The following is a 12,687-nucleotide window of genomic DNA, read 5'->3' on the forward strand; positions in this document are numbered from 1 at the left end:
CCCCGATAGGGTCTGACGCAGTCGTCCGCGTCCGCGCCGGACGGCCGCAGATCTGACGAGGAGGCCATTGCCGCACAGGGAACCGCAAGGACCCCCGGCAATGGCCTTCTTCGTATGCGCACGAGGAGATCTCCATGGAACAGGCCGATAAAGCCGATCAGAGCGACAACGGCAAGAAGTACGGCCGCTTCATGCTGAAGCTGTCCGGCGAGGCGTTCGCGGGTGGCGGAGGCCTCGGCGTCGACCCCGACGTCGTACACGCCATCGCCCGCGAGATCGCGGCGGTCGTCCGTGACGGCGCGGAGATCGCGGTCGTCATCGGCGGCGGCAACTTCTTCCGCGGTGCCGAGCTCCAGCAGCGCGGCATGGACCGGGCCCGCTCCGACTACATGGGCATGCTCGGCACGGTCATGAACTGCCTCGCCCTCCAGGACTTCCTGGAGAAGGAGGGCATCGATTCCCGCGTCCAGACCGCCATCACCATGGGGCAGGTCGCGGAGCCGTACATCCCGCTGCGCGCCGTGCGGCATCTGGAGAAGGGACGCGTCGTCATCTTCGGCGCGGGCATGGGCATGCCGTACTTCTCCACCGACACCACGGCCGCGCAGCGCGCTCTGGAGATCGACGCCGAGGCGCTGCTCATGGGCAAGAACGGCGTGGACGGGGTCTACGACTCCGACCCGAAGAAGAACCCCGGTGCGGTGAAGTTCGACGCGCTGGAGTACAGCGAGGTCCTCTCGCGCGACCTCAAGGTCGCCGACGCCACCGCTATCACTCTCTGCCGTGACAACAGCCTGCCCATCCTCGTCTTCGAGCTGCTCGCCTCGGGCAACATCGCGCGTGCCGTCAAGGGTGAGAAGATCGGGACTCTTGTGAACGACCAGGGCACCCGGGCCTGAACACCGGGGACGGCCGCCGAAAAGGTGGACAAGAACCTGCCGGTCGGACACCGTGCAGGGCAAGACACGGGTTTACTCCAGGGCCTGAGAGCACAGGGCCCACTCAAGACATGCGGGAGCAAGTGGTGATCGAAGAGACCCTCCTCGAGGCCGAGGAGAAGATGGAGAAGGCCGTCGTGGTCGCCAAGGAGGACTTCGCTGCGATCCGCACCGGGCGTGCGCACCCGGCGATGTTCAGCAAGATCGTGGCGGATTACTACGGCGCGTTGACCCCGATCAACCAGCTCGCCTCGTTCTCCGTGCCCGAGGCGCGGATGGCCGTGGTGACCCCGTTCGACAAGAGCGCCCTGCGCAACATCGAGCAGGCGATCCGTGACTCGGACCTCGGCGTCAACCCCAGCAACGACGGAAACATCATCCGTGTGACGTTCCCCGAGCTGACCGGTGAGCGCCGCAAGGAGTACACCAAGGTCGCCAGGACCAAGGCCGAGGACTCCAAGATCTCGATCCGTTCCATCCGCCGTAAGGCCAAGGAGACGATCGACAAGATGATCAAGGACGGCGAGGTCGGCGAGGACGAGGGCCGCCGCGCCGAGAAGGAGCTCGACGACACCACCGCGAGGTACGTCGCGCAGGTGGACGAGCTGCTCAAGCACAAGGAAGCCGAGCTGCTCGAGGTCTGATGAACGACTCTTCCTGGGGTGCCCCGCAGAGCGGCCACTCCGTCGGGGAATGGCGACAGGCCCCCGACCAGGGGCCTGTCCCGGCGGGTCCCGCCTACGGCGAGCACGAAGTTGAGCAGACTCGGCCCATGCCCATCGTGCCCGACGCAGGCAGAGACGCCGAAGATCACGACCGTGCGGAACACGCACGTGCCGCACACGACCGGGGGGCCACTCGCCCGAGTGGCCCCCTGTTCCGTGACGAGATGCCGCAGGAGCCCATGTCCGCCCCGCCGCCGCCCCCCGAGAAGAAGAAAGCCGGCCGTGATCTGCGGTCCGCGATAGGGGTCGGTGTCGGTCTCGGGGTGGTGGTCGTCGCTTCGCTCTTCATCTGGAAGGCCGCGTTCGTCGGAGTGATCGCGGTCGCGGTGGTCGTCGGTCTCTGGGAGCTGACCTCCCGGCTCGACGAGCGCAAGGGCATCAAGGCTCCGCTGGTACCGCTCGCGGTGGGCGGCGCCGCCATGGTCGTCGCCGGGTACGCCCGCGGTGCGGAGGGCGCCTGGGTCGCCATGGCGCTCACCGCGCTGGCGGTACTGGTGTGGCGGATGGCCGCGTCGCCCGAGGGATACCTCAGGGACGTCACGGCGGGCGTGTTCGCCGCGTTCTACGTGCCGTTCCTCGCGACCTTCGTGGCGCTGCTGCTCACGTCGGACGACGGACCCTGGCGGGTGCTCACCTTCCTGCTGCTGACCGTGGTCAGCGACACCGGGGCGTACGCGATCGGCTGGCGCTTCGGCAAGCACAAGCTCGCACCGCGCATCAGCCCCGGCAAGACCCGCGAGGGACTGGTCGGTGCGGTCACCTTCGCGATGGTGGCGGGCGCGCTGTGCATGCAGTTCCTGATCGACGACGGGCAGTGGTGGCAGGGTCTGCTGCTCGGCCTCGCCGTCGCGGCCAGCGCCACCCTCGGTGACCTGGGCGAGTCCATGATCAAGAGGGATCTCGGGATCAAGGACATGGGCACGCTGCTGCCGGGCCACGGCGGCATCATGGACCGGCTGGACTCCCTGCTGCCCACGGCTCCGGTCGTATGGCTGCTGATGGTGCTGTTCGTGGGCTCCTGACACCGGTTCCGACCTGCGTCTTCACCGGAGGGAGGGGCGTCGTCCACAGGGCGGCGGGCCCTCCCTCCAGTGTCTGTGGCACTGGATGAACCATGTACAAGCTCGTCATGCGTAGGTCTCGGGTTCGGATCCCGAAGGCGTCTCGGAATACCCCAGGACTCACTCGCCGTGACCTGGGGTTTTTCATGCCCGGGGCATGCCGGGCCGCACGACGGGGATGCCGCGGAACTGCTTGCGTGGCGATGCGTGAGCCGAGCGGCCAAGCGGTCCACTTCTTGGGCCGCTTGGCCTTGCCCTTCTGGAGTGGCGTAGGGAGACCCGGTTGGCGAGGGTGTCGGGCGCTTCGGGTACAACGGGGTCCGACCGTGGGTGCTTCGGAGCGTGGCGCCAGGTGCGGTACGGAGGGGGTCAGCTGTGCGGGTCATCGCGGACAGGTACGAACTGGTGGCGTTGCGTCCTGTACGAACTGCTCACCGGGGAACCGCCGTTCACGGCGAGCGACCCGGTGTCCCTGATGACTGCCCATCTGAACAAGGCGCCTGACACGCCGGGGTCGCTGCGCGCCGGGCTTCCCGCCGCACTCGACGCTCTGGTCCTGCGGCTGCTCGCGAAACGACCGGTCGACCGACCGCAGTCCGCGGCTCTGGGCGGTGACGAACTGCGGGCTCTGACCTGACTTCGGCGCAGGTGGCGATGCCTGCCGCTCCCCTCATACCCCAGGCCACGGCTCACCCGCCCACATATGTGCCGAGCACTCCCGAACAGCCTCCCGCGGCGCACCTAGTTGCCGACGCGGACGGCCGATCCGTTCGCACGCGGGAACGCACCGCGAACCGTCTACTTCGCGTGCCGGGACAGGCACATGTACGCTCGACCCGTCGACGGGACACAAGAAGTGGACCCTCGAGAAGGACCTCTCGACGCCGCACACCACGCAGATCGTGGTGGCGGGGGGCCTGGTCTTCGTCGGCAGGACCGCCCCCCCCGACGGCATCGTTCATGCCTTCGACGCCGATGACGGCTCCGAGCGCTGGTCCACCTCGACCTGGTCCGGCAGGTCCGAAGCCACGCTGGGCGACGGCTTGGTCACGGCGTACGGCTTCGTGTATGTCAGCACTGCGGACGGTGTGGTGGCCCTCGACGCGGCCACGGGCGCGGCGCCGAGCCCGGCCTGAGCGCGACAACGGCGTCCGGATGACGTCTTGGCTGGGTCCGGCACCGCTGAAAGCGTTGTTCGACCTGGTGAGGCGTCATGGTCGGGGCAGTGGCTGTGTCGTTTTCCGAGCGCCGCACATGAGTTCGTCCCAGGTGGGACCGGGCCGTACTCGGGCCTCGGGTAATCGGTCTCTGGCCGGAGCGACGGGACTCGGCGACAGGAGTCGACACCATCGTTCACGATCTTGTAGGCCCTCGTCATGTGTAGGTCATCGGTTCGGATCCGATAGAGAAGTGGAGGCACTGTGGTTGGCGCGCATCCCATCGAGCCAGGGGCCGTGGAGGAGTCCGCGCCCCAGCACGTTTGGTACACCTCGTACGGCTCGAACATGCACCTTGACCGGCTTGCCGCCTACATCGAGGGTGGTCAGCCGCCCGGTGGGAGCATGACGTATCCGGGGTGCAGGGACCGGCGCATGCCCAGTCGATCCGTGCCCGTGGAGCTGAGAGGCGTCCTCTACTTCGCCACGGAATCGCCGGTCTGGGGCGGCGGACGAGCCTTCTACGACCCGGAACAGGAGGGACGGGTCTATGCCCGCGCCTACCTTGTCTCGGCGGCGCAGTTCGCGGACATCGCCGCTCAGGAGATGTACAGGAGCCCCGGCGAAGACCTCGATCTCAGCGCGGTCCTCACCTCGGGCGTCGCGCAGCTGGGGAGTGGGCGGTACGAGACTCTGGTGTGCGCGGGGCAGATGGACGGACTGCCCGTTCTCACCTTCACAGCCCCTTGGGGAGCCGACGACGTGACCTTGGTGCCGCCCTCTCGTGCCTACGTGAGTTTCGTCGCTTCCGGCCTGCTTGAGGCCGGGGCCTGGGACGCGGACACGGTGGCGGCCTACGTCGCTTCGTCGCGCGGGGCCGCCGGTCACTGGTCGGAAGAGGCGATCCGGGGCCTGATCGCGGAGTGAGCCGCAGCTCAGCCGGCCTGAGCGACGATGCCGTTCGGGCCGGCTGTGGGCCGTCGGAGGGTGGCCAAGGGTGACCGGCAACGACCAACGACGACCGTCCCGAGCCGGCCTCTCTCGCCTCTCAGCAGCACGACGACCGTGAGTACCACCGGGTGTCTGCGACACTGGATGAACCATGCCTAAGCCCGGAGAACTCACTTTCGTCGCGCCCCGCGGAGCCAAGAAGCCCCCGCTCCACCTCGCCGACCTCACGCCCGCCGAGCGCAAGGACGCCGTGGCCGAGACCGGCGAGAAGCCGTTCCGCGCCAAGCAGCTGTCGCAGCACTACTTCGCGCGGTACGCCCACGACCCCGCCGAGTGGACCGACATCCCGGCCGCTTCGCGCGAGAAGCTGCGGGAGGCGCTGCTCCCCGAGCTGATGAGTGTCGTGCGGCACATCAGCTGCGACGACGACACCACCCGTAAGACGCTCTGGAAGCTGCACGACGGCACGCTCGTCGAGTCGGTGCTGATGCGCTACCCGGACCGGGTGACCATGTGCATCTCCTCGCAGGCGGGCTGCGGTATGAACTGCCCCTTCTGCGCCACGGGGCAGGCGGGCCTGGACCGGAATCTGTCGACCGCCGAGATCGTGCACCAGATCGTCGACGGGATGCGCGCGCTGCGTGACGGTGAGGTCCCCGGAGGTCCCGCGCGGCTCTCCAACATCGTCTTCATGGGCATGGGCGAGCCGCTCGCCAACTACAAGCGGGTCGTCGGTTCCATCCGTCGGCTGACCGATCCCGAGCCCGACGGGCTCGGCCTTTCGCAGCGCGGGATCACCGTCTCCACGGTGGGCCTGGTGCCCGCGATGCTGCGCTTCGCCGACGAGGGCTTCAAGTGCCGCCTCGCGGTCTCGCTGCACGCCCCCGACGACGAGCTGCGCGACACCCTCGTCCCGGTGAACACCCGCTGGAAGGTACGCGAGGTGCTGGACGCGGCGTGGGAGTACGCGGAGAAGTCCGGCCGCCGGGTCTCGATCGAGTACGCCCTGATCCGCGACATCAACGACCAGGCGTGGCGCGGTGACCGGCTCGGCCGCCTGCTCAAGGGCAAGCCGGTGCACGTCAACCTGATCCCGCTGAATCCGACGCCGGGCTCCAAGTGGACCGCGTCCAGGCCGGAGGACGAGCGGGCGTTCGTGTCCGCGATCGCCGCACACGGTGTGCCGGTGACCGTGCGGGACACCCGTGGCCAGGAGATCGACGGAGCGTGCGGACAGCTGGCGGCCTCCGAGCGGTAGGCCCGGTGTAACGTGGGCCGCACATTTTCATATTCCGACAGGGGAGCGCCACAGCGCTGAGAGTGCGGCCATGCCGCAGACCCTCTGAACCTCGCCCGGGTCATTCCGGGTAGGAAGTTCGGTCACTACTCGAGCTGTTGCGCCCTGCCCGTTTTCTGCGGGCAGGGCCGCGTCTCTTCCTGGATGTCCCATCCCAGGAGGAATTCAGTGAGCACCACCACGAGAGCGTCCCGCACCCGGCGAACGCTCGCCACGAAGAAGCTGACGGTCACCGCGCTGGCCGCCGCGCTGGGTGTCTCGACGCTCGCCGCGTGCGGGAGTTCGGACAGCGGCTCCGGTGCGTCGGGCAAGACGGCCAAGGCGTCCAAGACCGTGACGCTGGTCAGCCACGACTCCTTCGTCGCTTCTCCCTCCGTGCTGAAGGAGTTCACCGAGGAGACCGGTTACACCGTCCACGTCCTCAAGAGCGGGGACGCGGGCGCCGCGCTGAACCAGGAGATCCTCACCAAGGGATCGCCGCGCGGTGACGTCTTCTTCGGTGTCGACAACACGCTGCTGTCGCGGGCGCTCGACAACGGGCTCTTCACGCCGTACGAGGCGAAGGGCCTGGACCGGATACCCGCCGACGTACAGCTCGACGCGGAGAAGCACCGGGTCACCCCCATCGACACCGGTGACCTCTGCGTCAACTACGACAAGAAGTACTTCGCCGACCACAAGCTCGCCCCGCCGCAGTCCTTCGACGACCTGGTCAAGCCGGCGTACAAGAACCTCCTGGTCACCGAGAACGTCGCCACCTCGTCCCCGGGGCTCGGTTTCATGCTCGGCACCGTGGCGAAGTACGGCGACAGCGGCTGGCAGGACTACTGGAAGAAGCTCAAGGCCAACGGCGTGAAGGTCGTGGACGGCTGGGAGCAGGCGTACAACCAGGAGTTCTCCGGCTCGGCCGGTGGCAGGAAGGCCAAGGGCGACCGGCCGCTCGTCGTCTCGTACGCCTCCAGCCCGCCCGCCGAGGTGCTGTACGCCAAGCCGCAGCCGAAGACCGCCCCGACCGGTGTCGCCACCTCGACCTGCTTCCGGCAGATCGAGTTCGCGGGACTGCTGGACGGTGCGAAGAACGAGGCGGGCGGCAAGGCGCTGCTCGACTTCCTGATCAGCAAGAAATTCCAGGAGGACATGCCGCTGAACATGTTCGTGGACCCGGTGGCGAAGGACGCGGAACTGCCCCCGCTGTTCACCGAGTTCGGCGCGAAGATCACCGCCCCGCAGAGCGTCGCGCCCGACACCATCGCCAAGAACCGTGACCAGTGGGTCAAGTCGTGGTCCTCGCTCGTCCTGAGGTAGAGCCCGGCGCAGGGGCCGGAGCCGAGTCCGCCGCAGAAGCAGAAGCAGAAGCAGAAGCAGAAGCAGGATCCGGGGCCGTGGCCCGGACCGCACGGCGCGCGAACGCCGTGCGGCTCGGACTGCTGGTCGTGCCCGTCGCGTTCTTCGCGGTCTTCTTCGCCTACCCCGTGGCCGCGATCGTCGGTCGCGGTCTCAAGGTGGGCGGAGCCTGGCAGTTCGGGCGGATAGCCGACGTACTGAGCAGCCCCGACATCCTGCACGTCCTGTGGTTCACCACCTGGCAGGCGGGCGCGTCGACCGGGCTGACGCTGCTGATCGCGCTCCCCGGCGCCTACGTCTTCGCGCGCCTGGAGTTCCCGGGCAAGCAGTTGCTGCGCGCGGTGGTGACGGTTCCCTTCGTACTGCCCACCGTGGTCGTCGGCACCGCCTTCCTCGCCCTGCTGGGCCGGGGCGGGCTGCTCGACCAGTTGTGGGGGGTGCGTCTGGACACCACGGTGTGGGCGATCCTGCTGGCGCACGTCTTCTTCAACTACGCGGTGGTCGTACGGTCCGTGGGCGGCCTCTGGTCGCAGCTCGACCCGCGCCAGGAGGAGGCCGCACGGGTGCTCGGCGCCTCCCGGTTCGCCGCCTGGCGGCGGGTGACGCTGCCCGCGCTGGCCCCCGCCGTGTCCGCCGCCGGGCTGATGGTCTTCCTGTTCACCTTCACCTCCTTCGGGGTGGTGCAGATCCTCGGCGGACCGACCTTCTCCACCCTTGAGGTAGAGATCTACCGGGAGACCGCCGAACTCCTCGATCTGCCGACGGCGGCCGTGCTGACCCTGGTGCAGTTCGCCGCGGTCGGCGCGATCCTCGCGCTGCACGCGTGGACGGTGCGGCGCAGGGAGAGCACGCTGAAACTGGTGGACCCGGCGCAGACCGCGCGCCGGCCTCGCGGCGCCGGCCAGTGGACGCTGCTCGGCGGGGTGCTCGCGGTGATCGTCGTGCTGATCCTGCTGCCGCTGGGTGTACTCGTCGAACACTCGCTGGACACCCCCGGCGGGTACGGCTTCGGGTTCTACCGGGCGCTCCAGTCGCAGGGCGCGAACGGCGGTACGTTCCTGGTCCCGCCGATCGAGGCCATCTGGAACTCCGTGCGGTACGCGCTGGTCGCCACCGGTATCGCGCTGGCCGTCGGCGGACTGGCGGCGGCGGCACTCACCCGGCGCGCGGGTCGGCTCGTGCGCGGGTTCGACGCGCTGTTGATGCTTCCCCTCGGGGTTTCCGCGGTCACCGTCGGCTTCGGCTTTCTGATCACCCTCGACAAGCCGCCGCTCGATCTGCGGGCGTCCTGGATCCTGGTCCCGCTGGCCCAGGCGCTGGTCGGCGTGCCCTTCGTCGTACGGACCATGCTGCCCGTGCTGCGAGCGGTGGACGGCAGGCTGCGCGAGGCGGCGGCGGTCCTGGGGGCCTCGCCGCTGCGGGCCTGGCGGGAGGTGGACCTGCCGATGGTGCGACGGGCGCTGCTGGTCGCCGCCGGGTTCGCGTTCGCCGTGTCCCTGGGGGAGTTCGGTGCGACGGTCTTCATCGCCAGGCCGGACAACCCGACGCTTCCGGTGGCCGTGGCGCGGCTGCTCGCACGGGCCGGTGAACTCAACTACGGGCAGGCGATGGCGCTGTCCACGATCCTGATGCTGGTGTGCGCGGTGTCGCTGCTGGTGCTGGAACGTATCCGCCCCCGGGCTCAGCCCGGGGGGACCCCCTCCGACCGCTCGGGAGAGTTCTGATGCTGCAACTGGACGGCGTGACGGTCCGTTTCGGACAGCGGACCGCGCTGGACGCGGTGGAGCTGACGGTCGGCGCACACGAGACCGTCTGTGTGCTCGGTCCCAGCGGCAGCGGCAAATCCACCCTGCTTCGGGTGGTGGCGGGCCTCCAGCCCACCGCTGCCGGGCGGGTGCTGCTGGACGGCGCCGAACAGACCGGAGTGCCGGTGCACCGCAGGGGCGTCGGCCTGATGTTCCAGGACCACCAGCTCTTCCCGCAGCGTGACGTCGGCGGCAATGTGGCCTTCGGGTTGCGGATGCACTCCGTCCCGAGGCCCGAACGGGACCGCCGGGTAACGGAGTTGCTGGACCTGGTCGGACTGCCGGGCGCCCAGCGGCGCGCCGTGGCCGCGCTCTCCGGCGGCGAGCAGCAGCGCGTCGCGCTCGCCCGCGCCCTGGCCCCGCAGCCCAAACTGCTGATGCTGGACGAGCCGCTCGGCCAGCTCGACCGCAGCCTGCGCGAGCGTCTCGTCGTCGAACTGCGGGAGCTCTTCGGCCGGTTGGGTACGACCGTGCTCGCCGTCACGCACGACCAGGGCGAGGCCTTCGCGCTCGCCGACCGGGTCGTGGTGATGCGGGACGGCCGGATCGCCCAGGTCGGCACGCCGCTGGAGGTGTGGCAGCGGCCCGCCTCGGAGTTCGTCGCGCGCTTCCTCGGCTTCGACAACGTGGTGACCGCGACGGTGGCCGGCGAGGCCGCCGACACCCCCTGGGGCAGGATCCCGGTACCGGGAGGCTCGCCGCAGGGGGAAAGCCGGCTGCTGGTGCGGCCCGCGGGCGTACGCCTCGTACCGCAGGACGAGGGGGTGCGCTGCACGGTGCGGGCGCGGACCTTCCGGGGCAACCACGTGGCCGTGCTCCTGGACCCGGAGCACGGCCCGCAGCTGGAGGCCGAGTGCCCGCTGCTCACCGCGCCCGGAGTGGGGGAGACGGTCGGAGCGGCCTTCGACGCCGCCGATGTGGTGCTGCTCGCGGGGGCGTAGCGGCGGCTCGCCTCCGAACCGCCGCTCCCCCCCCCAATGGCCGGTCGGCTACGACACGTTCGCGGGCAGCTCCTTCCTGCGGTTCGCCACGCCGTGCCGGACCGCGTGGGCCAGGGCTCCGACGGCGAGTGCGAGAGCCACCAGCAGGGTGCTGACCCAGAGCGGCGAGCGGTAGCCGAACCCTGCTCCGATGGCCGCGCCGCCGAACCAGGGGCCGACCGCGGCGCCCACATTGAACGAGGCGGTGGCGAACCCGCCGGCCAGGGCCGGTGCCCCGGTCGCCGCGTAGAGCGCCTGTGAGATCAGGGTGGACCCGACGGCGAACGAGAGGGCCCCCTGGACGAAGACGAGCACGAGCGCCACCACCGGATTTCCGGCGGACAGCGCGAAGGCGGCCCACCCGGCGAGCAGCAGCACCCCACCGGCCGACAGGAGTTGATCCGGCCGCACGTCGGCCACCCGGCCGCCGACGGTGACACCGGTGAACGCGCCCAGGCCGAAGAGCGCCAGCAGCGCGGGAACCCAGCCGGTACCGAAACCGGTCACGGTGGTGAGCAGCGGGGCGAGATACGTGAAGGTGCAGAACGTCGCGCCGTTCACCAGCGCCCCCAGCAGCAGGGTCACCAGCAGCCGGGGGCCGCGCAGCGCCCGCAGTTCGCCACGCACACCCACCCGTACGGAGTCCGGGGCGGCGGCCGGTACCGCGTGCAGGATGGCGAACACGGCAGGCACCGACAGCAGGGCCACCGCCCAGAACGCCGCACGCCAGCCCCAGAGTTGGCCGAGCCAGGCACCGGCGGGCACCCCGATGACGCAGGCGAGGGTGATGCCGCCGAGCAGCGTCGAGGTGGCGCGCCCCTTGGCGTCCGGCCCGACCAGGCCGGCCGCGGTCACCAGGGCCACGGCGAGGAACCCGGCGTTGGCGAACGCCCCGACGACCCGCGCCGCCAGCAGTACCGCGAAGCTGGTGGTCACTGCGCCGACCACATGGACCAGAAGGAACGTGCACAGGAAGACCAGGAGCGCCCTCCTGCGCGACCAGCGCAGACCGAGAACGGCCATCAGCGGCGCGCCCACGACCATCCCCACTGCGAAGGCGGAGGTCAGCGACCCGGCGGCCGGGATGGACACCTGCATCTCTTGCGCGATGTCCGGTACGAGGCCGGACAGCATGAACTCGGATGTTCCCTGGGCGAAAACGGCCAGGCCGAGCAGGTAGACAGCGAATGGCACAGCAGGACTCCACAACCACGTGAGACCGAAAGACAACGGGGTGGCGGTCGGCCGCGGCGTCACCGCCCCGGTGTCGATGACGACTCTCCGGCGGGACGGGCGCGGCCTCCGCGCGGGATCACCCGCACCGGCACGCGGAGGGCGTGGGGCGGATGGAGACCGGTCCTCGACACGGCTGTCCGACAGCGGCGGGGCGCACCCTGCCGTACCCCGGCCACGGCAGTGGAGGGGGCGGCGTGATCGGGCGGGCGGGCCACCGGACGACCGGTGGCTAGAGTCTTGACGCCTCGGGGCTGGACATGGGCGCAGGATAGTGAGCCCGGTCCCGTGGTGTCCATCCGAGGTACTGCGCGCTATATTGAACTTATTGGTTAATTAACGAGGTGGTTAACGACCATGGCGAACCAGCAGGACCCGCTGAGCAGCGTTTTCGCAGCCCTCGCCGATCCGACACGGCGGGCGATCCTCGCCCGGCTCTCCGAGGGCGAGGCCACGGTCACCGATCTGGCGGAACCCTTCGACATGAGTCTCCCGGCGGTCTCCCGGCACCTGAAGGTGCTGGAGCGGGCCGGGCTGATCAGCCGGGGCCGGAACGCACAGTGGCGGCCCTGCAGACTTCAGGCCGCCCCGCTCGGAGACGCCACCCAGTGGCTGGAGACCTACCGGACGTTCTGGCAGGACAGCTTCGACCGCCTCGGAGACCATCTGAATGAGCTCCAGAAAGGGCGAGGACATCATGAGCACCGACAACGAAGCGACTGACGGCATCACCATCACCCGCGTCTTCGACGCACCGCGTGAGCTGGTCTTCCGGGCCTGGACGACACCCGAGCAGTTCGCCGCCTGGTACGGGGGCGACGCGCCGGCCCCCCTGGACCGGGTCTCGATGGACGTCCGTCCCGGTGGCAGCTGGAGCCTGGTGCTGGTCGTCCCCGGCCATGGTGAGATGCCGTTCCACGGGGTCTACCGCGAGGTCGACGCCCCGCGACGGCTGGTCTTCACCCTCAAGGACGGCGGAGCGCCCGCGGACATCGAGGGCGAGATCGTCACCGTTACCTTCGCCGACCTCGGCGGCAGCACCGAGATGGTCTTCCACCAGGGCGGCGGCAACCTCGGCCCCGAGGACTACCAACGTGCCGAGGCCGGCTGGGACACCTTCTTCGACGCCCTGGCCCAGGTGCTGGTCGAGGGCTGAGCGGCGGGGAGCTGACCTCGGGCGGACCGGCCGCCCGGGG

Annotated in this window: 13 protein-coding genes; 12 read left to right on the plus strand and 1 reads right to left on the minus strand. The window is 69.7% G+C overall.

The genetic code is table 11. The features are described 5' to 3' along the window. Positions 1 to 134: 134 nt before the first annotated feature. The 10 genes from pyrH (at position 135) to OG709_RS26810 (ending at position 10,219) form a co-directional block, all read left to right on the plus strand. Positions 135 to 899, plus strand: coding sequence for a UMP kinase (gene pyrH, locus OG709_RS26765; RefSeq protein ID WP_250297517.1), 765 nt, complete (start codon positions 135 to 137; stop codon positions 897 to 899). Positions 900 to 1,024: 125 nt separating this feature from the next. Continuing rightward, complete coding sequence (gene frr, locus OG709_RS26770; RefSeq protein ID WP_250297609.1) at positions 1,025 to 1,582, plus strand: ribosome recycling factor; 558 nt, start codon at positions 1,025 to 1,027, stop codon at positions 1,580 to 1,582. Then, positions 1,582 to 2,685 (plus strand): phosphatidate cytidylyltransferase, encoded by a 1,104-nt coding sequence (locus OG709_RS26775; protein ID WP_250297516.1) that lies wholly within the window; start codon positions 1,582 to 1,584, stop codon positions 2,683 to 2,685. The genes frr and OG709_RS26775 overlap by 1 nt, the downstream gene beginning before the upstream one ends. Positions 2,686 to 3,199: 514 nt before the next feature. Next, the gene (locus OG709_RS26780) at positions 3,200 to 3,361 is read left to right on the plus strand and encodes a hypothetical protein (RefSeq protein WP_326693908.1); all 162 of its coding nucleotides are present in this window, start codon (positions 3,200 to 3,202) and stop codon (positions 3,359 to 3,361) included. Between the two features lie 127 nt (positions 3,362 to 3,488). Further along, positions 3,489 to 3,860 (plus strand): outer membrane protein assembly factor BamB family protein, encoded by a 372-nt coding sequence (locus OG709_RS26785; RefSeq protein WP_329169213.1) that lies wholly within the window; start codon positions 3,489 to 3,491, stop codon positions 3,858 to 3,860. Between the two features lie 456 nt (positions 3,861 to 4,316). Further along, complete coding sequence (locus OG709_RS26790) at positions 4,317 to 4,808, plus strand: histone deacetylase (protein WP_329167854.1); 492 nt, start codon at positions 4,317 to 4,319, stop codon at positions 4,806 to 4,808. Positions 4,809 to 4,983: 175 nt separating this feature from the next. Next, the gene (gene rlmN, locus OG709_RS26795) at positions 4,984 to 6,090 is read left to right on the plus strand and encodes a 23S rRNA (adenine(2503)-C(2))-methyltransferase RlmN (protein WP_250297514.1); all 1,107 of its coding nucleotides are present in this window, start codon (positions 4,984 to 4,986) and stop codon (positions 6,088 to 6,090) included. 183 nt (positions 6,091 to 6,273) lie between these two features. Further along, positions 6,274 to 7,434: a thiamine ABC transporter substrate-binding protein gene (locus OG709_RS26800; protein ID WP_266640525.1), complete on the plus strand. Its 1,161-nt coding sequence runs from the start codon at positions 6,274 to 6,276 to the stop codon at positions 7,432 to 7,434. A gap of 107 nt (positions 7,435 to 7,541) precedes the next feature. Continuing rightward, complete coding sequence (locus tag OG709_RS26805) at positions 7,542 to 9,197, plus strand: ABC transporter permease (RefSeq protein ID WP_266644861.1); 1,656 nt, start codon at positions 7,542 to 7,544, stop codon at positions 9,195 to 9,197. Beyond that, positions 9,197 to 10,219 (plus strand): ABC transporter ATP-binding protein, encoded by a 1,023-nt coding sequence (locus tag OG709_RS26810; protein ID WP_266640523.1) that lies wholly within the window; start codon positions 9,197 to 9,199, stop codon positions 10,217 to 10,219. The genes OG709_RS26805 and OG709_RS26810 overlap by 1 nt, the downstream gene beginning before the upstream one ends. 48 nt (positions 10,220 to 10,267) lie before the next feature. On the opposite strand, the gene OG709_RS26815 is transcribed toward OG709_RS26810, so the two are convergent. Beyond that, the gene (locus OG709_RS26815) at positions 10,268 to 11,452 is read right to left on the minus strand and encodes a Cmx/CmrA family chloramphenicol efflux MFS transporter (RefSeq protein WP_329167859.1); all 1,185 of its coding nucleotides are present in this window, start codon (positions 11,450 to 11,452) and stop codon (positions 10,268 to 10,270) included. Positions 11,453 to 11,848: 396 nt separating this feature from the next. Between OG709_RS26815 and OG709_RS26820 the strand changes: the two genes are divergently transcribed. Together OG709_RS26820 and OG709_RS26825 are read left to right on the plus strand one after the other, a co-directional pair. After that, positions 11,849 to 12,214: an ArsR/SmtB family transcription factor gene (locus tag OG709_RS26820; RefSeq protein WP_250297507.1), complete on the plus strand. Its 366-nt coding sequence runs from the start codon at positions 11,849 to 11,851 to the stop codon at positions 12,212 to 12,214. After that, a complete protein-coding gene (locus OG709_RS26825) occupies positions 12,189 to 12,647 on the plus strand; it encodes an SRPBCC family protein (protein WP_250297505.1) in 459 nt (152 codons plus the stop codon). Before OG709_RS26820 ends, OG709_RS26825 begins: the two co-directional genes overlap by 26 nt. The last annotated feature ends 40 nt before the right edge of the window (positions 12,648 to 12,687 follow it).

It is taken from the genome of Streptomyces sp. NBC_01267, assembly GCF_036241575.1.
Classification (GTDB): Bacteria; Actinomycetota; Actinomycetes; order Streptomycetales; family Streptomycetaceae; genus Streptomyces.

Coding starts and splice junctions, on each gene's coding strand:
- OG709_RS26790 (WP_329167854.1), top strand. CDS start 4,317: ATGCCCAGTCGATCCGTGCCCGTGGAGCTGAGAGGCGTCCTCTACTTC.
- OG709_RS26775 (WP_250297516.1), top strand. CDS start 1,582: ATGAACGACTCTTCCTGGGGTGCCCCGCAGAGCGGCCACTCCGTCGGG.
- pyrH (WP_250297517.1), top strand. CDS start 135: ATGGAACAGGCCGATAAAGCCGATCAGAGCGACAACGGCAAGAAGTAC.
- OG709_RS26780 (WP_326693908.1), top strand. CDS start 3,200: ATGACTGCCCATCTGAACAAGGCGCCTGACACGCCGGGGTCGCTGCGC.
- OG709_RS26810 (WP_266640523.1), top strand. CDS start 9,197: ATGCTGCAACTGGACGGCGTGACGGTCCGTTTCGGACAGCGGACCGCG.
- OG709_RS26825 (WP_250297505.1), top strand. CDS start 12,189: ATGAGCACCGACAACGAAGCGACTGACGGCATCACCATCACCCGCGTC.
- OG709_RS26820 (WP_250297507.1), top strand. CDS start 11,849: ATGGCGAACCAGCAGGACCCGCTGAGCAGCGTTTTCGCAGCCCTCGCC.
- OG709_RS26800 (WP_266640525.1), top strand. CDS start 6,274: ATGTCCCATCCCAGGAGGAATTCAGTGAGCACCACCACGAGAGCGTCC.
- rlmN (WP_250297514.1), top strand. CDS start 4,984: ATGCCTAAGCCCGGAGAACTCACTTTCGTCGCGCCCCGCGGAGCCAAG.